21 protein-coding genes are annotated in these 21,283 nt (G+C 41.3%); 13 read left to right on the forward strand and 8 right to left on the reverse strand.

Translation table 11 applies throughout. The features are described 5' to 3' along the window. Positions 1–32: 32 nt before the first annotated feature. The 7 genes from srmB (at position 33) to yggU (ending at position 4,993) form a co-directional block, all read left to right on the forward strand. Positions 33–1,352: an ATP-dependent RNA helicase SrmB gene (srmB, locus tag C3007_RS10395; RefSeq protein WP_103854357.1), complete on the forward strand. Its 1,320-nt coding sequence runs from the start codon at positions 33–35 to the stop codon at positions 1,350–1,352. 168 nt (positions 1,353–1,520) lie between these two features. Continuing rightward, the gene (locus C3007_RS10400) at positions 1,521–2,576 is read left to right on the forward strand and encodes a YeeE/YedE family protein (RefSeq protein WP_103854358.1); all 1,056 of its coding nucleotides are present in this window, start codon (positions 1,521–1,523) and stop codon (positions 2,574–2,576) included. A gap of 27 nt (positions 2,577–2,603) precedes the next feature. After that, complete coding sequence (locus C3007_RS10405) at positions 2,604–2,825, forward strand: sulfurtransferase TusA family protein (RefSeq protein WP_103854359.1); 222 nt, start codon at positions 2,604–2,606, stop codon at positions 2,823–2,825. Continuing rightward, positions 2,801–2,929: a hypothetical protein gene (locus C3007_RS11805; protein WP_279325041.1), complete on the forward strand. Its 129-nt coding sequence runs from the start codon at positions 2,801–2,803 to the stop codon at positions 2,927–2,929. The genes C3007_RS10405 and C3007_RS11805 overlap by 25 nt, the downstream gene beginning before the upstream one ends. Positions 2,930–3,174: 245 nt before the next feature. Continuing rightward, complete coding sequence (corA, locus tag C3007_RS10410) at positions 3,175–4,122, forward strand: magnesium/cobalt transporter CorA (protein ID WP_103854360.1); 948 nt, start codon at positions 3,175–3,177, stop codon at positions 4,120–4,122. 17 nt (positions 4,123–4,139) lie between these two features. Further along, positions 4,140–4,703 (forward strand): YggT family protein, encoded by a 564-nt coding sequence (locus tag C3007_RS10415; RefSeq protein ID WP_103854361.1) that lies wholly within the window; start codon positions 4,140–4,142, stop codon positions 4,701–4,703. Further along, positions 4,703–4,993, forward strand: a complete 291-nt coding sequence (yggU, locus tag C3007_RS10420) for a DUF167 family protein YggU (RefSeq protein ID WP_103854362.1) — start codon at positions 4,703–4,705, stop codon at positions 4,991–4,993. The genes C3007_RS10415 and yggU overlap by 1 nt, the downstream gene beginning before the upstream one ends. Before the next feature lie 36 nt (positions 4,994–5,029). On the opposite strand, the gene C3007_RS10425 is transcribed toward yggU, so the two are convergent. Further along, on the reverse strand, positions 5,030–8,434 hold the full coding sequence (locus C3007_RS10425; protein WP_103854363.1) for a polysaccharide lyase 8 family protein: 3,405 nt from the start codon (positions 8,432–8,434) through the stop codon (positions 5,030–5,032). Between the two features lie 331 nt (positions 8,435–8,765). Between C3007_RS10425 and C3007_RS10430 the strand changes: the two genes are divergently transcribed. The 4 genes from C3007_RS10430 to C3007_RS10445 are packed head-to-tail and all read left to right on the forward strand — an operon-like array spanning position 8,766 to position 11,702. Beyond that, on the forward strand, positions 8,766–9,428 hold the full coding sequence (locus C3007_RS10430; RefSeq protein WP_103854364.1) for an amino acid ABC transporter permease: 663 nt from the start codon (positions 8,766–8,768) through the stop codon (positions 9,426–9,428). A 2-nt stretch (positions 9,429–9,430) separates the two neighbouring features. Then, positions 9,431–10,099, forward strand: coding sequence for an amino acid ABC transporter permease (locus tag C3007_RS10435; protein WP_103854365.1), 669 nt, complete (start codon positions 9,431–9,433; stop codon positions 10,097–10,099). Between the two features lie 12 nt (positions 10,100–10,111). Next, on the forward strand, positions 10,112–10,876 hold the full coding sequence (locus tag C3007_RS10440) for an amino acid ABC transporter ATP-binding protein (RefSeq protein ID WP_103854366.1): 765 nt from the start codon (positions 10,112–10,114) through the stop codon (positions 10,874–10,876). Continuing rightward, positions 10,860–11,702: a cysteine ABC transporter substrate-binding protein gene (locus tag C3007_RS10445; RefSeq protein WP_103854367.1), complete on the forward strand. Its 843-nt coding sequence runs from the start codon at positions 10,860–10,862 to the stop codon at positions 11,700–11,702. Before C3007_RS10440 ends, C3007_RS10445 begins: the two co-directional genes overlap by 17 nt. 80 nt (positions 11,703–11,782) lie before the next feature. Here C3007_RS10445 and C3007_RS10450 read toward each other — a convergent pair whose 3' ends face one another. After that, on the reverse strand, positions 11,783–12,163 hold the full coding sequence (locus C3007_RS10450) for a hypothetical protein (protein ID WP_103854368.1): 381 nt from the start codon (positions 12,161–12,163) through the stop codon (positions 11,783–11,785). Positions 12,164–12,212: 49 nt separating this feature from the next. Continuing rightward, positions 12,213–12,647 carry a GNAT family N-acetyltransferase gene (locus C3007_RS10455; protein WP_103854369.1) on the reverse strand — a complete coding sequence of 145 codons (435 nt, stop codon included), beginning with the start codon at positions 12,645–12,647 and terminating at the stop codon, positions 12,213–12,215. 167 nt (positions 12,648–12,814) lie between these two features. Here C3007_RS10455 and tpiA point away from each other — a divergent pair, with 167 nt between their 5' ends. Continuing rightward, a complete protein-coding gene (gene tpiA / locus C3007_RS10460; RefSeq protein ID WP_103854370.1) occupies positions 12,815–13,582 on the forward strand; it encodes a triose-phosphate isomerase in 768 nt (255 codons plus the stop codon). A 185-nt stretch (positions 13,583–13,767) separates the two neighbouring features. Beyond that, complete coding sequence (locus tag C3007_RS10465; RefSeq protein WP_103854371.1) at positions 13,768–14,733, forward strand: ROK family protein; 966 nt, start codon at positions 13,768–13,770, stop codon at positions 14,731–14,733. 66 nt (positions 14,734–14,799) lie between these two features. On the opposite strand, the gene C3007_RS10470 is transcribed toward C3007_RS10465, so the two are convergent. The 5 genes from C3007_RS10470 to cpdB all read right to left on the reverse strand — a co-directional run bounded on the left by C3007_RS10470 (position 14,800) and on the right by cpdB (position 21,218). Beyond that, positions 14,800–16,281, reverse strand: a complete 1,482-nt coding sequence (locus tag C3007_RS10470) for a sulfatase family protein (protein ID WP_172459844.1) — start codon at positions 16,279–16,281, stop codon at positions 14,800–14,802. Then, on the reverse strand, positions 16,268–16,411 hold the full coding sequence (locus C3007_RS11620; RefSeq protein ID WP_017806322.1) for a hypothetical protein: 144 nt from the start codon (positions 16,409–16,411) through the stop codon (positions 16,268–16,270). The genes C3007_RS10470 and C3007_RS11620 overlap by 14 nt, the downstream gene beginning before the upstream one ends. 9 nt (positions 16,412–16,420) lie before the next feature. Further along, positions 16,421–17,884 (reverse strand): sodium:solute symporter family protein, encoded by a 1,464-nt coding sequence (locus C3007_RS10475; RefSeq protein WP_103854373.1) that lies wholly within the window; start codon positions 17,882–17,884, stop codon positions 16,421–16,423. A gap of 181 nt (positions 17,885–18,065) precedes the next feature. After that, positions 18,066–19,154: a 5-methyltetrahydropteroyltriglutamate--homocysteine S-methyltransferase gene (locus C3007_RS10480; RefSeq protein ID WP_103854374.1), complete on the reverse strand. Its 1,089-nt coding sequence runs from the start codon at positions 19,152–19,154 to the stop codon at positions 18,066–18,068. A 90-nt stretch (positions 19,155–19,244) separates the two neighbouring features. Next, positions 19,245–21,218, reverse strand: a complete 1,974-nt coding sequence (gene cpdB / locus C3007_RS10485; protein WP_103854375.1) for a 2',3'-cyclic-nucleotide 2'-phosphodiesterase — start codon at positions 21,216–21,218, stop codon at positions 19,245–19,247. Positions 21,219–21,283: the final 65 nt, after the last annotated feature.

A 21,283-nucleotide genomic window follows, 5' to 3' on the forward strand; every position in this document is an offset into this window, starting at 1 on the left:
GCACTAATTTTTTCCTAATAGTAACAATAAATATGAACTTAGCACAATTTGAAGAATTGGATCTCGCCCCAGAATTATTAAAAGCCTTAGCGAAAAAAGGCTACCAACGCCCCACTGCCATTCAGTTGGAAAGTATTCCAGCGGCAATGGCGGAGCGAGATGTGCTAGGTTCAGCCCCGACTGGCACGGGGAAAACCGCTGCTTTCTTATTGCCCGCCTTGCAACATTTGCTGGATAATCCACGCCGTAAACCCGGTACGCCAAGGGTGTTGGTTCTCACCCCAACCCGTGAGTTAGCGATGCAAGTGGCGGAGCAAGCGGAGCAATTAGCGCAATTTACCAACCTTGATATTACCACCATCACAGGCGGTGTGGCGTATCAAAACCACGGTGAAGTGTTTAACAGCAACCAAGATTTGGTGGTCGCCACGCCGGGGCGTTTGCTGCAATATATCCAAGAAGAAAATTTTGATTGTCGCGCGGTAGAAATTCTGATTTTTGACGAAGCGGATAGAATGTTGCAAATGGGCTTTGGGCAAGATGCGGAAAAAATCGCTGCCGAAACTCGCTGGCGTAAACAAACCTTGCTGTTTTCCGCTACGTTGGAAGGGGAACTGCTAATGGATTTTGCAGGGCGGCTACTCAATGACCCTGTGCAAATTGATGCGGAGCCAAGTCGCCGTGAGCGTAAAAAAATCCAACAATGGTACTATCACGCAGACAGCGATGAGCATAAAGTGAAATTGCTTGCTCGTTTTATTGAGCAGGAAAAGGTAAGCAAGGGCATTATTTTCGTTCGCCGCCGTGAAACCGTGCGAGAGCTTTCCGACACCTTGCGTAAACGTGGCATTCGCAGCACCTATTTAGAAGGGGAAATGGCGCAAACGCAACGCAATAATGCCATTGATAAACTCAAAAACGGCGTGGTAACCGTACTAGTTGCCACCGATGTGGCGGCGCGAGGGATTGATATTGATGACATCAGCCACGTGATGAATATGGATTTGCCTTACAGCGCAGACACTTATTTACACCGCATCGGACGCACCGCCCGCGCAGGTAAAAAAGGGGTGGCGGTGTCTTTCGTAGAAGCCCACGATTATAAACTGCTCGGCAAAATTAAACGTTACACCGAAGAGCTGCTCAAACCACGCATTATCGAAGGCTTAGAACCGCGTACTAAAGCACCGAAAGACGGCGAAGTCAAAAGCGTTAGCAAAAAACAAAAAGCGCGCATTAAACAAAAGCGGGCAGAAAAGAAAAAATCAGAACAGCAGAAAAAAACTAAACTCCGTCATAAAGACACAAAAAACATCGGCAAACGCCGTAAACCGAGTGGGGGAGAGGGGTAATCCCCCTTTCTCTACCAATCTTTTTTCATTTTTCTTTTCTATAGCAAAATTTTGCACACCTTCTCTTTATAACCAAAAGAAATATATCCTTTCAATTAATTATTGGATAGCTATAAAAAATCTCTCGCATAATAACCGCACTTAATCAGTACGTTAGAGGAGAAATTTATGGTTTGGACAATAATTTCGGGCGGTGTTCTCGGTGTGATTTTTGGTTTTGTATTGCAGCGTACCCATTTTTGTATGACGGGTGGGTTTCGTGATATGTACACGGCGAAAAATAATAAAATGTTTTATGCTTTTTTACTGGCCATTTTAATTCAAAGCGTAGGGGTGCTGACGCTTGTTGAGTTGGGTTATATTTCATCACCTTATGAAGATTTTTCTTTGGTTGGCACGGTTTTTGGCTCTTACCTATTCGGTATTGGTATTGTGCTTGCTAGCGGTTGTGCAACGGGGACGTGGTATCGTGCAGGTGAGGGATTGATCGGAAGTTGGCTGGCGTTGGCAATGTATATGCTAAGTGCCGCAATGATGAAATATGGTGTGTTGGTGGAATTCAAAAACACGGTAACTAGCTATACCAGAATGAATGATAATCTTGCGGCACAACTAGGAATTTCCGTTTGGTGGCTTGTAGGATTATTGGCGATAGCAGTAGGGTTTGGAATCTCTCGCACGCTAAGTAAACGCCCTAAAAATAAAGTGGCAACATTGCCGCAAAAATATCAAGGGTTACGCCATTGGTTGTTTGAAAAGCGCTATCACCCTTTTGTAGCAGCGCTAGCTATTGGCATTATTGCACTGGTTGCTTGGCCTGCCAGTGAAAGCACGGGGCGCGCTGGTGGTTTGGGGATCACAACACCTTCTGCAAATCTTATTCATTTTTTAGTAACAGGCGATGAAAAGCGGTTAAATTGGGGCGTGTTTTTGGTGATCGGGATTTTTATTGGTTCTTATCTTGCCGCGAAAGGTAGCCGTGAGTTTAGATGGCGCTTACCCGACACGAAAACTCTTTACCACAGTGTGATTGGTGGATTTGCGATGGGCGTGGGGGCATCATTGGCAGGCGGTTGCACCATCGGAAATGGTTTAACGGCCACAGCAGTGATGAGTTCTAAAGGCTGGATTGCCCTTGCTTTCACGATTCTTGGAGTATGGACAATGGCACACGTCTTATTTATTCGTCCACGCAGATTGGCGTTAGCGAACGCTTCAGCATAAGATTTATTCACATAGAAGGAAATTAAGATGATCGTAAAATTAGAAACCGCGGGGCTGGTCTGCCCATTCCCATTAGAAGAAGCAAAAGCCGCAATGGCAAAATTAAACGCAGGTGATGGCATTGAAATTGAATTTGATTGCACGCAAGCCACAGAGGCCATTCCTAACTGGGCGGCAGAAGAAGGCTATGAAGTTACCCATTTTGACCAAATTGGCGAGGCGAAATGGACAATCACGGTAGTGAAATAGCCTTTCTTTTAAGTGCGGTGGAAAAAATCAGAATTTTTGCACCGCACTTTTTATCGCTTTCTTTTCCTACAGATCCCCTTGACGAACACCCCATTGAAGCGTAACATTCCGCACGATTTAGCAACAAGAGGACACACACTTTGGACAGTCATAGTCGATACCCAATTCATCGTTGATCTAAATCTCGTCCTCCACTTATCGGCGAGATTTCGCAGGTAAGTTTCATTACCTCAATTATTAGGTATCTTTAATTAAATAATCGAAAATTTTGCACCGCACTTTTGTGCTGATTATTTAGTTTTCTTTTGTTCATCGGGTTTGTTCATAATCCCTCAAGGAGTATGACAAAATGATTAATGCTTTTGCACTGGAAAATGCGCGTTTAATTCGGCTAGATGAAGGTGATGAAAATCTCAACGCCGCCATTTGGATTGATTTGCTTGAGCCGTCAAGCGAAGAACGTGAAATGTTGCAACAGGGCTTGGGGCAAAGTTTGGCATCTTTCTTAGAATTGGAAGATATTGAAGCGTCCGCGCGTTTCTTTGAAGACGAAGATGGCTTGCATTTGCACTCTTTTTTCTATTGTGAAGATGAAAATGATTATGCCGATATTGCCAGCGTGGCGTTTACCTTGCGTGATGGGCGTTTGTTCACCCTGCGTGATCGCGAATTGCCAGCGTTTCGCCTTTATCGAATGCGTTCGCGCAGCCAACGATTGGTGGAATGTAACGCTTATGAAGTGCTGTTAGATTTATTTGAAACCAAAATCGAGCAGCTCGCCGATGTAATCGAAAATGCTTACGCAGATTTGGAAAAATTAAGTCACGTTATTTTGGAGGGCAAGCAGGGCGAAGCCTTTGATAAAGCCCTTGCCACACTCACAGAGCAAGAAGATGCCAGTTCCAAAGTGCGTTTATGTTTGATGGATACGCAACGCGCATTAAGCTTTTTGGTGCGCAAAACACGTCTGCCTGCCAATCAGTTAGAGCAAGCGCGCGATATTTTACGCGATATTGAATCTCTGCAACCGCATAATGAATCCTTATTCCAAAAAGTGAATTTCTTAATGCAAGCGGCAATGGGTTATATCAATATTGAGCAGAATAAAATTATGAAATTTTTCTCCGTAGTGTCGGTGATGTTCCTGCCTGCAACCTTGGTGGCGTCCACCTACGGAATGAACTTTGAATTTATGCCAGAATTGCATTTAAAATATGGCTATCCTATGGCGATTGGTTTGATGATCGTTGCGGCACTGACGCCTTATATTTATTTTAAACGCAAAGGCTGGTTGTAATTTTTAAGGAGAAAATAATGGGCTTAAATTCCCTTCAATTTTTAGTTTATACCCTGATTAATGTTTTTAGTTTCGTGCTAATTTTGCGTGCGTGGTTTCAATATAGCCGCGTGGATTTTTATAATCCTTTTTCGCAAACCTTAGTGAAATTCACCCAGCCTGTGCTTGCGCCATTGCAAAAGTTTTTACCTACGGTGAAAGGCTTAAATACCGCGGCATTGGCGTTGTGTGTGGCATTAGGCGTGGCAAAATATCCTTTGCTAGATTTATTAGGATCAGCGCAAGTGGCGGCAAATCCTTTGCTTTATCTTTACATCGGGTTATTGCATACCTTGCGCACTATGGGGGAAGCGGTGATTTATGTGTTGTTTTTCCAAGCCATTTTAAGCTGGTTTAACCGTGGGCAAAATCCGTTGCAATATACCCTTTATCAGCTCACGCAACCTTTGCTCAACCCAATTCGCCGTATTTTACCGAACACGGGAATGATTGATTTCTCGCCGATGTTATTGGCATTTCTGTTATTTTACGCCAACCGTGTAATGTACGACATTGCGCCTATCTTATGGCAATTTGCCTAATGAATGCGATCGAACAATGCACGCAAGGACTTCGGTTGCGGATTTTTCTGCAACCGAAAGCCAGTAAAGATCAAATTGTTGGCTTGCACGACAACGAGCTAAAAATCACCATCACCGCCCCACCTATTGATGGCCAAGCCAACGCCCATTTGCTTAAATTCTTAAGCAAAACCTTTAAAGTGCCAAAAAGCAGTATTCTCATCGAAAAAGGCGAACTTAACCGCCATAAACAAATTTTTATTCCTACACCGAAAGTGATTCCTGAACAGGTTTTGGAGTTGTTGGGATAAGAAAAATGCTCTCAATTAGCGAGAGCATTTTGCTTTTTAGAATTGATAATTAAAGGTGGCTATCATTTTGCGTTCTTGATGATTGTTGGTCTGAACACTGAAATCAAAAGTGTAATTACCGATATTTTTGGCAATTCCCACTTTACCTATCCATTCTTGCTTCGAGCGATCGAGCTTGTATTCTTGCCCATTTAATTGAAGGCGATATGGATCGTCTAAGTTCACTTTCCAAGTCGGCTCAAGATAAAGGGCTATGCCGCCGATATGATAGCTAAATTTACTTGATAGCTGTGTTTGGACGGCAAAATGATGAGCGAGTTTACCATTATCTGGCAGCTTGCTATCTAGCAGATAAGAACCTAGCACTCCAATGCGTGGTTGAATGGTAAATTGGTTAAAGGTAAAGGTTTTGTCATAACCAAGGTAAAGGTCGAGATAATCTGCGTGTACTGCGCTATCAAAAACGTGGCGATAACGAACAAAGCTAGAAAAATCATACCATTTTGCATTAGCACCAATGCCCAACTGGTGAATATCATTATAACGATATTCAGCAAATGCCCCGACTTTCGTATGATCATTTAAGAATTGGTTAAACCCTGTTTGGAACTTTCCACCTAACCCCTGTTTATTGCTTTCACTTAATGTCGCTGTGAAATAATGATCATAGTTGAAGTTATCAATGATAGAAACATCTACATCGGTTAGATTTCTTAGGGTTTTCGCATATTTATCAAGATAATCTTGGCTAAACGCAACCTGTTCAGAGGAAGTTTGATCAGTAAGATTTTCTTCTTCATCATTAGATTCCACCGTTTCTTCTATGGCTACAGTGCGATTACTGTCCTCAGCTTGGGTTGTTTGAGTAGTTGACGTTGAACTGCTTTCGTCATTGCTATTCCCATTAGATTCAGCCACATTGTCTGATGTATCTACACCTTTATCTGGTGTTATTGTTGGACTATCTTCAGCATTTTCAGATGAGGTTTCTGTTGCTGGATTTTGTTCAGAATTATCTGTGTTAGGTTTATCTAAGCCATCAGGTGTTTCTGCATTATTACTATCAGAGTTGGTTGTCTGCGGCTGCGTGCTAGTTGAGCTATCTTCCTTGTACTGGCTTTCCTCAATCGCGGAGAAATATTTCTGATGATCATCAAGTTTAAAGGTAAATTCTGTTTTTTCTCCTGAAATCGTAGCTGTTACATCATTACCAACTTGTAAGATATATTTACCAAGCACAGACAAATTAATTTCATCGTCAAGCATCAGCGTTGGATCGGCAACATAAACGTCTAGGTGTCCATTTCCTTCTGTTTTAATTACGGAAAGAGGGTGATTCACCGCTAAACCATCTACTTCTCCCGCTTCAAAGAAATTGACAAAAAGACTATTGCCTACTTTTACTGCGTGTTGTTGAGCATTTTGTTGCAGAATTTGAATGGTATTTGTATCAAAATGGTTTACTTCGTCAGCACTATAACCCGGCATAATGAGATAAGCATAGCTCGCCTCTTTAGGTTTTTTCCCGTGATTTAACCAAATTTTAGCAAATTCTGTTGAACCATCTTTACCTTTCTCAATAACAGTATAAGGTTGCTGATTATCAAGAATTTTATAGCTTATAGTCTGCTGTGTAGCAGGAACAGTAAAATAAATTGTATCACCAACGTGAGATAAGGTTTGTTTTCCATTAATCACTCTATTATCAATGGTTGTTAATACTTCGCCTTTATCTGTGCTAGCAATATTCGAGCCTAGCGCGAGTACCACATCACCTAGCATTATCCAAGATTTCTTCGCTGTAGTTTTATCATTATAAGATGTGAAATCCATTGCAATAATGGCTTTAGTGGCATTACCTTGTGAACCATCTGCCTTAATGCCATTATCTACACCACCCACAAATGTTTTGCTGCTGCGATCTTTTAAGTATCGGCGTTGCTTTGAACCATCTTTCCGAATAGCGGTGCTTTCGGTTGTTCCCGGTAGCATATAGGAATCAACATTATGCCAATAATTCGTAAATAAATCGGTACTTTTGTTATCATAGATATAAGTCATTCCATCGCCAGTGTACCAACCTTGAGGATTCTCGCCATTCATACTTTCATAGGCAGCAGTACGATTTGAATGCATTGCAATAACAACTGTTCCTTTAGGACTTTTTTGTACAGCGCGATCCATAAAAGAAAAACGTTTTACACCAACGGTTTCTGTTGGCTTAATATTTGGGTTATCAAGAATATTTTTTAAGATATTCCGCACCGTATCATTTGGCGCATCATCAAGAGAATAATGTTGTTCAAGTAATGTACGTTTTAACAACCCTTGTAATGCCGGCTTGTATGTTGCTGGTGCGCTATCAATCAATAAGGAAATATCACTAATAAATCGTTTTGCGCGTGTAACATCGCTGCTATTTGGTCGAGTAATCGCGCGCCCATTTACTGAATCATTCATTCCACCATTTACTAATAACCAGCTATATCCCTTAAGAATTGACTCATAAATATTGTCCATTTTAGGATCACTAAACACAAAGTTTGGTGAATCTTTCAGCATATATGCAAAAAGCCCCAACCCTTCAATGAGAACTGAAGCATAAGTACCATTATAAGCTACGGAAGAATGTTGAATAAATGAACCATCAGTATAGAATCCATCATTTAGCGTGGCATCATTTGTATCACGAATACCGCTTTTGAGTTCTCCTACATCATAAATAGCACGGATTGCGCGTTGAACCTCATCATCATTACGCGTTAATAGACCACGCGCAAGTGAAACGGTAGAGGTATCTGTACGGTTTCCGCCAGTGCTTGTTCTTTTATCTTTTGACGTAGAATATTGTGCGGCTTCGGAATTTGCCCCACTTGTTGTGGGATCTGGCTGGAAGTACGTTGTAGCTGCAATGAGCTTTTCTTTTAATTCATTAGGTAATTCATCACCCATTAAAATGAGTACATCATTCAACGATTTTGGAACACCAATTTCCCAGTTCCACCAATTGCCATATTCTTTGCCACCCACTTGGTAGCCGCCGCTATGAATTTTTTCCAAAGAAGAAACGATTAGCTGCTTAGCGTCTTGGTTTTGATAAAATTGCGAACCCGATTTATTATATCCTACAGCTAAATCTCTGATTGTATTCACGGTTGAGCGAATTTTTGCCCCAGCTGTTTTTTGTTCACTAAAATCAAAAGTATCGTTACTTAACAACGCTTGTTTCGCATTGTTCGCCATATTATTTGTGGTGTCTAACGATATACCTGTAAGGTGGTTTTTCCAATTTTGTAATATTTGATCATAGGCATTCTGTGTTTTGGCGTGTTCCACAGCTACAACAGAATTTGTTTCAGCATAAACAGGTAAAGTAGGAATGCTGGCTAACATCACAGGCGCTAGCATACACATCACTTTTGATAAACGAAATCGGGGCATTTTTCTCTCCTTAAATAATAGTGATAACGCACGTATGCTACGCTGGTGAAAAAAGAGAACTCAATTTCCACGTTTCAAAAATATGAACAAGATCACAATAAAAATGAAAAATTGTTTTATTTTTTGCTTTGTAGGGTTTATGCGTGGGATTTATTAACGGATTAAGGTAAGAAAAGGTTGTTGTTTACTAGATAAAAAGTGCGGTATTTTCCACCGCACTTTTTGTTTTAATATAACCAAATCATCTAACCAATAAATTTTTATTCTTTTTCAATCTACTATTCTGTTCTTTAGAATGATTGCCAGTTTATGACTTCAACAGGGAAGGAAAATGAATTGGCAGTATGTCTTTGACAATATTCCGAAATTTATTGATGCCAGCATTATTACTTTGCAGCTCTCGTTTTGGAGTATTGTGTTTTCTCTCATTATTGGACTTTTGTGTGCGGTGGCTACCAGCTACAACATTCGTTTTTTTAATTCGCTCGCCAAAGCCTATATTGAACTTTCTCGCAATACGCCTTTGTTGATCCAACTTTTCTTTCTCTATTTTGGTTTATCCAAATTGGGAATTAAGTTAGATGGATTTACTTGTGCCATTATTGGTTTAAGTTTTCTTGGGGGAAGTTATATGGCTGAGGCGATTCGAGCTGGGATTGAGAGCGTTTCAAAAGGGCAAGTGGAATCAGCCCTGAGCTTAGGATTAACACCCATACAAGCCTTTATTTATGTGATTGCGCCACAAGCCTTGAGCCTTTCCCTGCCTGCCATTGGTGCAAATTGTCTGTTTTTAATGAAAGAAACCTCTATCGCCAGCGCGATTGCTATTGCGGAATTAATGTTTATGGCGAAAGAATTAATTGGCCTAGATTATAAAACTAACGAGGCATTATTTTTATTGGTAGTGTTTTATCTCATTATTTTATTGCCAGTTTCGTTTCTTATTCATTATTTAGAGAAACGTAGCCGTTATGCGAAATATGGGAGCGTTTAATAATGGGATTAACTATTTTATTAGAAGGAAATAATTTACTACGATTATTAAATGGCTTAGCGGTTACGGCTGAAATTGCATTTATTTCCGTATTATTCTCTTGCCTGTTAGGAATATTGCTTGGCATTGCAATGACCAGCCGAAATAAAATAATCCAAGGGATTTGTCGTTTATATTTAGAAATGGTGCGAATTATTCCTTTACTAGTGTGGTTATTTATTGCCTATTTTGGCTTGGCTAAGTGGTTGAATATTCATTTAAACGGCATTGCAGTATGTATTTTCGTCTTTATTTTTTGGGGGACGGCTGAAATGGGCGATTTAATGCGCAGCGCATTAAATTCCATTGAAAAACATCAACGGGAATCTGCTTATGCCTTGGGATTAAATAGCACACAAACCTTTTTATATGTGCTGTTACCACAAAGTTTAAAGCGCGTTACACCAAGTGCGATTAATTTATTTACTCGAATGATTAAAACCAGTTCATTGGCAATGTTAATTGGCGTGTTAGAAGTGGTGAAAGTGGGGCAACAAATTATTGAAACCTCGTTATTTACCGATCCTTCTGCGGCATTTTGGATTTATGGACTTATTTTTCTTTTATATTTCGCAATTTGTTATCCCTTGTCTATTTTTTCTCGCTATGTGGAAAATCGTTGGGAGCAATAAAAGGAAATCAAAATGGCACTATTAGAAATTAACCAACTGGTAAAAAAATACGAAAAAAACACCGCACTTCAAGGCATTGATTTAGCCATAAAAAAAGGCGAGGTCGTGGTGTTGCTTGGGCCTTCAGGCTGCGGGAAAAGCACCTTGTTGCGTTGCATTAACGGGCTGGAATCCATTCAAGGAGGTGAAATCATCTTGCAAGATCAAGGCGTATTAGGCAAGCAAGTGCCTTGGGTGCAAGCACGCCAACATATTGGAATGGTTTTTCAAAGCTATGAATTATTTTCGCATCTTCCGGTGATCGACAATATTTTGCTTGGCCCAATGAAAGTGCAAAAGCGTTCCCGTGCGGAAGTGGAAAAGCAAGCCGATGAATTACTTAAACGTGTGGGTTTACTGGATCGCAAAAATGCCTATCCACGCGAGCTTTCAGGCGGCCAGAAACAGCGTATCGCTATTGTTCGTTCTTTGTGTATGAACCCAGAAATTATGCTGTTTGATGAAGTTACCGCAGCCCTTGATCCTGAAATGGTGCGCGAAGTGCTAGATGTGATTTTAGAGCTTGCCAAAGAGGGAATGACAATGTTGATTGTAACCCACGAAATGGCCTTTGCGCGCCAAGTGGCAGATCGCATTATTTTTATGGACGCAGGAAAAATCGTGGAGGAAAACACGCCAGATCGCTTTTTTACCAACCCGAATTCTGATCGGGCAAAAACATTCTTAAACATCTTAAACTATGAACCAAGAGGAATAGACTATGAAGAAAACATTTAAAAAAATCACCGCACTTTTTGCTACCACCCTGCTTGCTGCAAGCCTAACGGCGTGCAATGACAACGAAAGCAATAGCGCGCAAAATCGTCTGCAACAGCTACAAAAAGCCGATAGCGTGCGCATTGGCGTTTTTAGCGATAAACCGCCTTTTGGCTATGTGGATAACCAAGGCAAAAGCCAAGGTTTTGACGTAGAAATTGCAAAAGCCATTGGTAAAGATTTGCTGGGTGATGAAAACAAAGTGCAATATGTCTTGGTGGAAGCCGCAAACCGCGTGGAATATTTACAATCGAACAAAGTGGATATTATTCTCGCCAACTTCACCGTTACCCCAGCGCGCAAAGAAGTGGTGGATTTCGCCAAGCCTTATATGCAAGTGGCGTTGGGTGTGGTGTCAAAAGATGGCGCGGTTATTACCGACATCAATCAGTTAGAAGGCAAAACATTATTGGTGAACAAAGGCACGACGGCAGATGCTTATTTCAGCAAACATTATCCGAACATCAAATTATTAAAATTTGAACAAAACACGGAAACCTTTGAAGCCTTAAGAGATGGACGCGGTGATGCACTCGCCCATGACAACACCTTGTTGTTTGCTTGGGCAAAAGAAAACCCAGGTTTTACCGTTGGTATTAAAACCCTTGGCGATCAAGATTTCATCGCGCCAGCAGTGAAAAAAGGCGATACCGAATTGCTCGCGTGGTTAGATCAAGAAATTGAAAAATTAGCTAAAGAAGGCGTGTTAAAACAAGCTTACGACAAAACCTTATTGCCTGTTTACGGCGACACTATCAGCGAAAAAGAAGTGTTAGTGGCTTATTAAGTTTAAATTGAAGAAATAAAAAAGTGCGGTGAAAAAATTTAACAAATTTCCACCGCACTTTTTCTTTTTAGAGCATTAGCTTATTGAATTTTAATATTCATCTTATAGCTTGATGTAAGTTTTTTGATGGATTGTGCTTTCGGTTGTAGCACGCGCACTTCATAGCGCCCTGTTCTTGGTAAAATATATGGCGTGTTTGGTGCGAAATCATCTTCGCCGTAGATAATGGCTTCCGCTGCCCCTTTGGCTCTTAAGTTTACGGTTAAGGTTTGTCCTTCTTTGGCATAAAACGCATAGCTACGACATTGCCAGCCTTTGATTTTACCGCTGTAATTGGCTGATGATGCGCCTTTTTTAAATTTTACGTTAGTGACTGCGCAGTCTGCCGCATAGCTTGGCACGCTAGCTAACACCGCTGAGCCAACCACTAAGGCAGAAAGAATGTGTTTTACTGATTTCATAATAGTTCTCCAAATTGGATTGTGATTAAGGTGAAAATTAGACCTTTGATTACAGCCGAAGTTCAAAAATCTGTTTTTCGGGATTGGCACGAAAGCCCGCCATTTCTAGCAAGGATTGCTGCTGCGGATCTTGCTCCACCACCAAACGTGTAGATTGTGTGTAACGCACAAATTCTTTGGCTTTGGCGATAAGTGCGGTGTAAATTTCCGTAGAATTTTGTTGTGGTAGCACAAAAATATCCGTCAGTTGCCAATAGCGTTGCAGTTGTAAGGAAGAAAGGCGAGGATAAAGCTGAATAAAACCAAGCGCTTGGTTTTGGTTGTCCACCGCAAGGAAGAAAATGCTTTCACTAAAGCGAATACGGTTGGTGAGAAAGGTTAAGGTACGGTCAGGATTTTCCGCCATACCTTGTGAAAGTCGATATTGCTCAAAAAGGGGCAGCAACAGCTCTAAATTCCATTGTTCAGCTTTAAAAATTTTCATATTGATGATTTTTTGTGAAATCCATACAGTAGATTGTAGCTTTTTAATGCACAATAATCATCTTTTCACAAAAAATTTTTTCAAATTTGCCTAAAATCAACGGAAGCGCAGAAAAAATTTGATATAGTAATGCGGTTATTTTTTGTTAATTACTATGGAGAAAAATTATGGCACGTCGTCCTTTAGTTATGGGTAACTGGAAGTTAAACGGTAGCAAAGCGTTTACCAAAGAGCTAATCGAAGGCTTAAAAGCAGAATTAGCAGGCGTAAACGGTTGTGATGTGGCAATCGCACCGCCAGTGATGTATTTAGCCGAAGCTGAAGCCGCACTTGCAGGCAGCCAAATTGCCTTAGGCGCGCAAAATGTTGATGTGAACGTGCAAGGTGCGTTTACCGGTGATATTTCAACTGCAATGTTAAAAGATTTTGGTGCGAAATACATCATCATCGGCCATTCTGAACGCCGTACTTATCACAAAGAAAGCGATGAATTTATTGCGAAAAAATTTGCCGCACTGAAAGAAGCAGGCTTAGTGCCAGTGTTATGTATTGGTGAATCTGAAGCGGAAAACGAAGCAGGCAAAACCGAAGAAGTGTGCGCTCGCCAAATTGATGCCGTGATCAACGCATTAGGCGTAGAAGCATTCAATGGCGCAGTCATTGCTTATGAGCCAATTTGGGCGATCGGCACAGGCAAATCAGCAACTCCAGCGCAAGCGCAAGCGGTTCACGCCTTTATTCGTGGCCATATCGCAGCAAAATCTCAAGCAGTGGCAGATCAAGTGATCATTCAATACGGCGGTTCAGTAAATGATGCCAACGCTGCAGAATTATTCACCCAGCCAGACATTGACGGCGCATTAGTGGGCGGTGCTTCATTAAAAGCGCCAGCTTTTGCCGTGATTGTTAAAGCAGCTGCAGTAGCGAAAAACTAATTTTAGCTCTATTCCTATAAAATCTGCTCATTATGGGCAGATTTTTTATGCCTAAATTTTAATCCACTTCCTATTTTATTAAATTGTGATCTTCATCACGGCAAGACTATGATATTTATCATAGTCTGCATTGGCTAAATCAGTTATGTTGAAATTTAAGATTAGCAAAATAAATGGAGTTGATAATGAAATATTACGCAGGCGTAGATATTGGCGGCACAAACACAAAAATCGGCATTTTAGACAACCATTTTAATATTCTCGCAGAACAGAGCATTCCAACTTTATCTCATCAAGGGGCAAGAACCACTTTTTCTCGCATTTGGCAGAGCATTTTAGATTTGCTTGCGCAACATCAGCTTTCAGAATCACAATTAGCAGGCATTGGCTTGGGAATTCCTGGTCCAGTGGTGGATCAAGCGATCGTTAAAATTGCGGCCAATTTTTCTTGGGGTAATGATTTCAATGCCAAGCAATTAATGGAAGAAATCTCTCATAAAAATGTGGTGGTGGAAAACGATGTGCGAGCCATTACCTTGGGCGAACATTTATTCGGCGCGGGGCAAGGCGTAGCAAATCTCATCGTTGTGCCGATTGGCACGGGCATTGCTTCAGGAATTTTGCTAAACGGCAAGGTGTTGTCTGGTTCGGGCGGCTGCGCGGGCGAATTTGGCCATATTATGGTGAACGAACAAGGAATGAAGTGCGGCTGCGGTTTAACAGGCTGCTTGGAAACTTATACTTCCGCCCCAGGGCTAGTGCGAGAAGCCAAAAAACTTCTTTCCGCACCTGAAACGGATAAACAAAAGTGCGGTGAATTTTTCCAACGTTTTTCCACGGATTTAGACTCTCTGCAAGCCCATCATATTTTTGAATACGCCAAAAAAGGCGATCATCTCGCGCTGCAAGTGGTGGATAACTTCGCAAAATATTTGGCTTACGGCTTAGGCGTGCTGATTAATATTTTTAATCCTGAACTTATTGTATTGGCTGGTGGAGTCGCAAAATCCGCCGATTTCATCATCGAAAAAGTACAAAAATTCCTACCGCACTATGCCTTAGGCGTATCCCTACAAAACCTGCAAATCAAACCAAGCCAACTGCTTGATTCCGCTGGCGTAAAAGGCGCTGCAGCGTTAGTGATAAAATAATTGCAAGGCAATAAAAAAGTAGGAAATGGTTTCCTACTTTTTATCTTTTGCGTTTATGTTACTGCTTTACTGAATTTTTTCTTTCACTTTTACATCAGATTTTTGCTGTAGTTTTCCGTCTGCGGAAAAAACAAAATCGCTTGTATATTTGTTGAACGTGTTTTCTGCATAGCCACCCCATTGTCCCGCAAGCGTACGCTGTCCGCCGCCGTAAACAGGCAAGGTTGCACCATCAATTTCTTTATTGATATATTGATTAAACCACAGGTTTAACTCACGCCGCATTTGGGCTATCTGCTGTTGATAATCAGGGTTATCAATTTGGTTATGGTGCTCATCAGGATCGTTACGCAGATCATAAAATTCATAAGGCCCATCAGGATAGCGATGAATATATTTAAAAGATCGATTGCGGATCATTCGAGTTGGGCCATATTCATCAAAGATCACAAGATGATTTTCTTCTCGTGAATCTGCGGGATCTTGTTTTAATAAAGTAGCAAAACTTTTTCCTGGATAACGCACCTGTGCCTGATCTTCATCACTGATATTGAGGTATTCCAACAAGGTATGGCGGAAATCATAATGGCTCAACAGGTTATCTATTTCACCTGTTGATAAATGATTTTTGTGATAAAGAATAAACGGCACTTTTACCGACGTGTCGAACATATTCACAGGGCTTGTACCATTCCCTTTACCAAAAATACCGTGATGCCCCATATTCATACCGTTATCACTGGTGAAAATGATTAGCGTGTTTTCTAAAATGCCTTTTTCCTCAAGTGCGGTGATAATTCTTCCAATATTAAAATCCATCGCGGTTAAGGCTGCGAAATATCCCCTTAACACTTCTAATCGTTCTTGTTCATCACCTTCAAAGGTTTCATAAATTTTCCAAGGATGATAAGGATCTCGTGGGCAAGATTCAAATTGACAATTTTCATAAAGATCCAGTATTTCCTGTGGGTGGTTTTTTCGATCCCAAGGGGAATGTGGGGCGGTATAACTTAGATTGAGAAAAAATGGTTGATCGGCATTATGTACTTTCTCAATAAAGTCTAGCCCATAATCGGTGATTTTATCTGTAATGTAGTCGGGCTCTTCAATTAATATGCCATCTCGATACATTGGTGCATTGAAGTAAGGGCCACCGCCACGCTGATGGGAATACCAATAATCAAAACCGCATTGTGGCGTGTCAGCCATACCTAAATGCCACTTGCCACTCATTGCACAAAGATAATTATGCTGTTTTAAGCGATCCACAAAAGTCGATTGCCCTTTTAAATAATGCTCTGTAGTCGCACCATTTTCCCATTCTTCCAGCCAGTCGTGAATTCCGTGTTGAGAAGGAATTCTACCCGTAAAAATTGAAGCTCTCGCTGGGGAGCAAACAGGAGAAACACAAAAGAAATGGTTAAATTTTTTACCTTGTTGCGCTAATTTATCAATATTGGGCGTAATCGCCTCTTTATTCCCATAGCAACCAAGCGCCCAATAACCTAAATCATCGGCAACAATTAAAACCACGTTAGTTTTTTTCATTATTGCCTACTCCTAACATCGTTTTGATATTTTGAAAGCCTTTAAAACCAACAATAAAAATTGTGCAAATATACCAACTTAGCCCGAATAAGATGAGTCCTTTCCAAAAGAGAATGATTAAATCTGTCATATTTCCCCCTTATTTGCGTAACACATTTTTTAATAATGAACCCACAATCATTGCAATCCAAGCAAACACAAACGCAGCAATACCCGAATAATAAGGGCCAATTTTTGCCGCAATGGGTTCAAGTGCAGGAATCTGTTGGGCGATTAAGTAAGAAAGTGGCGTTAAAGCACCTACAACGATGGTGGCATAAGCCCCCCAGTTATTGGCTTTTTTGAAATAACAAGCTGAAATTAACAGGGTGGAAACAGCAACGGAATAAATGGTTGCTGTGAGTGTCATATATACCCACAAGTCGCTTTTTAATGGATACCACAACCCATAGAACAGTAAGAAAACCCCAATTAATGCCACTAATACGCGATTAACTGCAATAGATTTACGTTCTGACCATTTATTTTTATGGAAAATAATCAATACGTCATTGTAAATAACACTTGCCCAACCTAATAAATAAGAGGAGTTTGTGGACATATCTGCCGCCAACATAGCCGCGACAAGTAAACCAATGATCCCTGTTGGAAGCACAATAGAAAGCATTGTTGGCATTGCTTGGATTGGTTTTCCGCCCACACTTTCTAAACTCACGAAAGCTAACGCGGCAACACCCCACATAACAGGGATTAATGAACGTACGATATAAAATAAACTGGTGCGTGTGTACATTTTTTTCGCAACATTCGCATCTTTTGCTGACAACACACGAGAAACCATTGTTTGCCAAGTTAGCACTGTCGCAGTAAGCACTAAAGCAGTGTAAAGCACATATTGCCAACCAAGATTAGGATTAACAAAAGGATTAATACCACCAGCACCATAGTTAGAAATTGCAGTATCAAATAACGTATCCCAGCCCACCTGATAGAAAATCGTACAAGTGGTTAGCACCAAGCCAACACTCATTAAAATAAACTGCATATAATCGGTAACCAGAACGGAGAGCATTCCGCCTAAAATGGTATATAACGCCACCACAAGCAATAAAATTGTCATCGTGATTTCTAAATATTCTGGTTTAAGCCCCGCCACAGCAACTAAAAATTCACCACCGGTGCGTAAGAAAACGCCCATATTCAGCAAGCCACCAAGCACAATGACCACACCAGCAGCCCAGCGGACTTTTTTACCAAATTTATGTTCAAAAAACTCTGGAATAGTTACCACGCCAGCTTTGCGTAAAGGTTCAATACAAAATCCTGTTTTCCCTACGGTGAACATTACAATGGTCATAATTAACCCCACTGTGGCTCCCGCAAAACCGTATTTATAGCCAAGCTGTGCTGCCGCCATACAGGTTATAATGCCAAACTCAGTGGCGGCTAAAGAGGCAATCCCAACGTGCAAATCCACATTTCTGCCAGCAACCAAGAAATCATTCACATTCTTTACATATTTCCGCACAATAATGCCGACAACAAGGCTTAACAAAATATAAAGCCCGACAATACTGCCATCTACGCTCCAGTTAAACTGCATATTTTCCTCCCAATATTGGTATGAATAAATAGTTACTCGCAGTTTAAAGGAGAGCGTTAAAGGCAGATATGACAAAAATCATAAACCCCGCGTGAGCAAGATCACAGATTAAGAAATTGGTAAAAGAAAAAGTGCGGTGTTTTTTCACCGCACTTTTGAAAAGAAGCGTTTATCGTAAAGATTAGTCTTCGCCCCAAACGTCAGCGGCAATTTGCTCAACTAAACGCACTTTCGCCCATTGTTCTTGCTCTGTCATAATATTGCCTTCTTCGGTGGAGGCAAAACCGCATTGTGGACTAAGGCAGAGTTGCTCAAGTGGCACATATTGAGCGGCTTCGGCAATGCGAGCTTTTACTGTGGCAGGGTCTTCTAAGGTTGGAAATTTAGAACTGATTAAGCCAAGTACAACACGTCCTTTATTGCCAGCGAAATATTTTAAGGGCTCAAATCCACCAGAGCGTTCATCATCATATTCAAGGAAATAGCCGTCATATTGTGTTTGACCGAATAGCTCAGGGGCAACAGGATCATAAGCGCCACTTAATAAATAAGTTGAACGGAAGTTGCCACGGCAAACGTGGGTTGTGATGATCATATCTTTGGGTTTATCAGCAAGTACCACTTGAATATTTTCCAAGGCTTGGGCTTTATCTGCGGCAAATTCAGGTTTGTCGTGATTGTTGCACAAAGAGCCCCAATAAACATCATCAAATTGTAAATAACGGCAACCTGCTTGATAAAAGGCTTGAATGGCATCTTTATAGGTTTGTTGTACGTCTTTGGCAAATTCTGCACGGCTGGCATACACACCGTGATCCCATTGAACGGGGTACATTAACTGGTTTGGGCTTGGAATGGTGTATTTCACAATGCCACGCCCAGCCACAATGGCATTGAGTTTTTTGAAATGCTCAATAAAAGGGTGATTAGGATTCCACGACACTTTGCCACAACAGCGTGTGTTATAAGCTCGGGTTTCAACGCCATTAAATTTATAACCGTGTTCAGGCTCATAGCCTTCAATGCCGTTTAAATTTTCAAGAAAATCAATGTGCCAAAATGAGCGGCGATATTCGCCATCAGTAAGCACTTTTAAACCGGCATCTAACTGTGCTTGGACTAATTTTTCAATTTCTTGATCTTCAATACGGGTTAAGGTGGCACGATCAATTTCGCCAGCGTTGAATTGTTCACGGGCTTGTTTCAGCACCGCACTGCGTAAATAACTGCCCACAGTGTCAGCGTGCAAAGGTAATGTTGATAATGTCATATTCACTCCTTAAATAGCATCATTGTGAAAAATGGCGATGGGTTAGCATCGCCATAGTGTAAAGCCATAGTGTAAAAATGAAAGTGCGGTCTATTTTTTGTTTAAATTTATTTGGTAAACCGCAAAACCAAGTTCATCTTGCCCAACGTAATCCATTGGATATTGCGCTTTTTCCTTAATGAAGGCTTTTGCTTTATCACTTGGGGACGTTTCCACTTGTACTTTCAATGGCTGAGTAGTGGCGATTGGGGCCAGTTTCCAGTTATTATCCGCAGAAGGGATCACTTCGCCTTTTTCTTTGGTGGTTTGGCTGATGTAGTTCGCCAAAATTTGACGATTTTCATCAGGGGAAGCAAAGACGATGTGTGCATCACCCGTGCCAGGGAATTTGCCCGAATAAGCGCGATAATTATTGGTCGCAATTAAGAATTGATCGCTATCTTGTACTGGCTTGCCTTGATAGGTGAGATTAACAATACGAGATGCCTTGTCATTAATGAGCTTGCATTCACCGTCATAACGGGCAGGCTGGGTAACATCAATTTCATAGTTCACCCCGTCAATCACATCGAAATTGTAAGTACGGAAACCGCTCCAATTTAACAAGGATTGTGGTTTGTCGCTATTTGGATCGATTTGGTTAAACATTCCCGCACTGCACTCAAGCCATTGTTTGAGTTCTGCACCGCTCACTTTGACAATCACCAAGGTATTTGGGTAGAGATAGAGATCTGCCGCATTGCGGAAGGTGAGATCGCCTTTATCCACTTCTACATAAGCGCTTGGATCGTTTTTACGTCCACCGACTTTAAATGGCGCAGCGGCACTCAACACAGGAATACCCGCTAGCTCAGGCAGATTTTTCACCACGTTTTCGGCGTAAGCTTGTTGCGCTTGGTTTACGATTTGCACCGTTGGATCATCTTGGAACAATGCAAGGAAGCTATACATATTGTCAGAGGCTTTTCCAATCGGCTGTGCTACAAAGGCACGAGTGGCTTCATGGATTGGCGCAAGCAATGCCGCAACTTCAGGGTGATTGCCCACAAGGGCTTTTTTCTTATCTGCATCATAAATCGGATGCAAGGCTGCACGGCCGTCAGTTACAAACCATTTGCCGTTATGTTGATTTAAAGTGAGATCCACCACGCTGATGTTATTTGCCCAATAGCCAGCCATACTTTCTGGTACACCGTTCATTGTGCCTTTTTCAATATCCGCCCCTTTGCTGTTAGCAAATTCTTTATTTGGGAATAAGCGGTGTGAATGGCCGAAGATCACGGCATCAATGCCTTTTACGTCAGCTAAATGGAATGCGGCATTTTCTTCACCTTCTTTATAAGGTTCGTCCGAAGGGCCAGTGTGCGCCAGTGCAACAATAATATCTGCCCCTTGAGCCTTCACAATGGGCACATATTTTTCTGCGGTTTTCTTAATATCGTAGGCTTTCACTTTGCCTTCTAAATTGGCTTTATCCCAAACCATCACTTGTGGCGGCACAAAGCCAATATAACCAATTTTGATTTGATGCGTGTTGCCCGCATTGTCTGTTACGCTTTTTTCTTGAATAAAATAAGGTTGGAAATAAGGCTGATCATCACTGGCTTTCACCACATTGGCGTTGATAATAGGGAAGTCGGCTTGCTTAATGGCACGATCTAAATAATCTAAGCCATAGTTGAACTCGTGGTTGCCGATCGTTCCCACATCATAGTGCATTGCATTTAGGGCTAAAATAGACGGATTTGGTTTGCCTTCTTTATCCCCTTTGGCGGCTTGATAATCGGCAATCGGGTTGCCTTGAATTAAATCGCCATTATCCACTAACACCGAGTTTTTCACTTCTTGACGTGCGCTTGCAATCAGGCTTGCTGCACGGGTAAAACCAAATTTATCCGTAGGCGCATCTTTGTAATAATCAAAATCCGTCAAAAAACCGTGAATATCCGTGGTGGCAATAATGCGTAACGCTACCGCAGTATTTTGCTCCGCCGCATTGAGCGATAAGCTGTTTACACTGAATAAACTTAATGCGCCAAGACGCAGGAATTTTCTTCTATCCATATTTTCTCCTTTTAGGTTCTATAAATGATGACAAAGACACGATGATTTTACGTTGTTTTTGCACA

Origin of the sequence: Avibacterium gallinarum (genome assembly GCF_002921135.1) — a bacterium.
GTDB lineage: Bacteria > Pseudomonadota > Gammaproteobacteria > Enterobacterales > Pasteurellaceae > Avibacterium > Avibacterium gallinarum.

Coding starts and splice junctions, on each gene's coding strand:
- srmB (WP_103854357.1), top strand. CDS start 33: ATGAACTTAGCACAATTTGAAGAATTGGATCTCGCCCCAGAATTATTA.
- C3007_RS10400 (WP_103854358.1), top strand. CDS start 1,521: ATGGTTTGGACAATAATTTCGGGCGGTGTTCTCGGTGTGATTTTTGGT.
- C3007_RS10405 (WP_103854359.1), top strand. CDS start 2,604: ATGATCGTAAAATTAGAAACCGCGGGGCTGGTCTGCCCATTCCCATTA.
- C3007_RS11805 (WP_279325041.1), top strand. CDS start 2,801: ATGGACAATCACGGTAGTGAAATAGCCTTTCTTTTAAGTGCGGTGGAA.
- corA (WP_103854360.1), top strand. CDS start 3,175: ATGATTAATGCTTTTGCACTGGAAAATGCGCGTTTAATTCGGCTAGAT.
- C3007_RS10415 (WP_103854361.1), top strand. CDS start 4,140: ATGGGCTTAAATTCCCTTCAATTTTTAGTTTATACCCTGATTAATGTT.
- yggU (WP_103854362.1), top strand. CDS start 4,703: ATGAATGCGATCGAACAATGCACGCAAGGACTTCGGTTGCGGATTTTT.
- C3007_RS10425 (WP_103854363.1), bottom strand. CDS start 8,434: ATGCCCCGATTTCGTTTATCAAAAGTGATGTGTATGCTAGCGCCTGTG.
- C3007_RS10430 (WP_103854364.1), top strand. CDS start 8,766: ATGAATTGGCAGTATGTCTTTGACAATATTCCGAAATTTATTGATGCC.
- C3007_RS10435 (WP_103854365.1), top strand. CDS start 9,431: ATGGGATTAACTATTTTATTAGAAGGAAATAATTTACTACGATTATTA.
- C3007_RS10440 (WP_103854366.1), top strand. CDS start 10,112: ATGGCACTATTAGAAATTAACCAACTGGTAAAAAAATACGAAAAAAAC.
- C3007_RS10445 (WP_103854367.1), top strand. CDS start 10,860: ATGAAGAAAACATTTAAAAAAATCACCGCACTTTTTGCTACCACCCTG.
- C3007_RS10450 (WP_103854368.1), bottom strand. CDS start 12,163: ATGAAATCAGTAAAACACATTCTTTCTGCCTTAGTGGTTGGCTCAGCG.
- C3007_RS10455 (WP_103854369.1), bottom strand. CDS start 12,647: ATGAAAATTTTTAAAGCTGAACAATGGAATTTAGAGCTGTTGCTGCCC.
- tpiA (WP_103854370.1), top strand. CDS start 12,815: ATGGCACGTCGTCCTTTAGTTATGGGTAACTGGAAGTTAAACGGTAGC.
- C3007_RS10465 (WP_103854371.1), top strand. CDS start 13,768: ATGAAATATTACGCAGGCGTAGATATTGGCGGCACAAACACAAAAATC.
- C3007_RS10470 (WP_172459844.1), bottom strand. CDS start 16,281: ATGAAAAAAACTAACGTGGTTTTAATTGTTGCCGATGATTTAGGTTAT.
- C3007_RS11620 (WP_017806322.1), bottom strand. CDS start 16,411: ATGACAGATTTAATCATTCTCTTTTGGAAAGGACTCATCTTATTCGGG.
- C3007_RS10475 (WP_103854373.1), bottom strand. CDS start 17,884: ATGCAGTTTAACTGGAGCGTAGATGGCAGTATTGTCGGGCTTTATATT.
- C3007_RS10480 (WP_103854374.1), bottom strand. CDS start 19,154: ATGACATTATCAACATTACCTTTGCACGCTGACACTGTGGGCAGTTAT.
- cpdB (WP_103854375.1), bottom strand. CDS start 21,218: ATGGATAGAAGAAAATTCCTGCGTCTTGGCGCATTAAGTTTATTCAGT.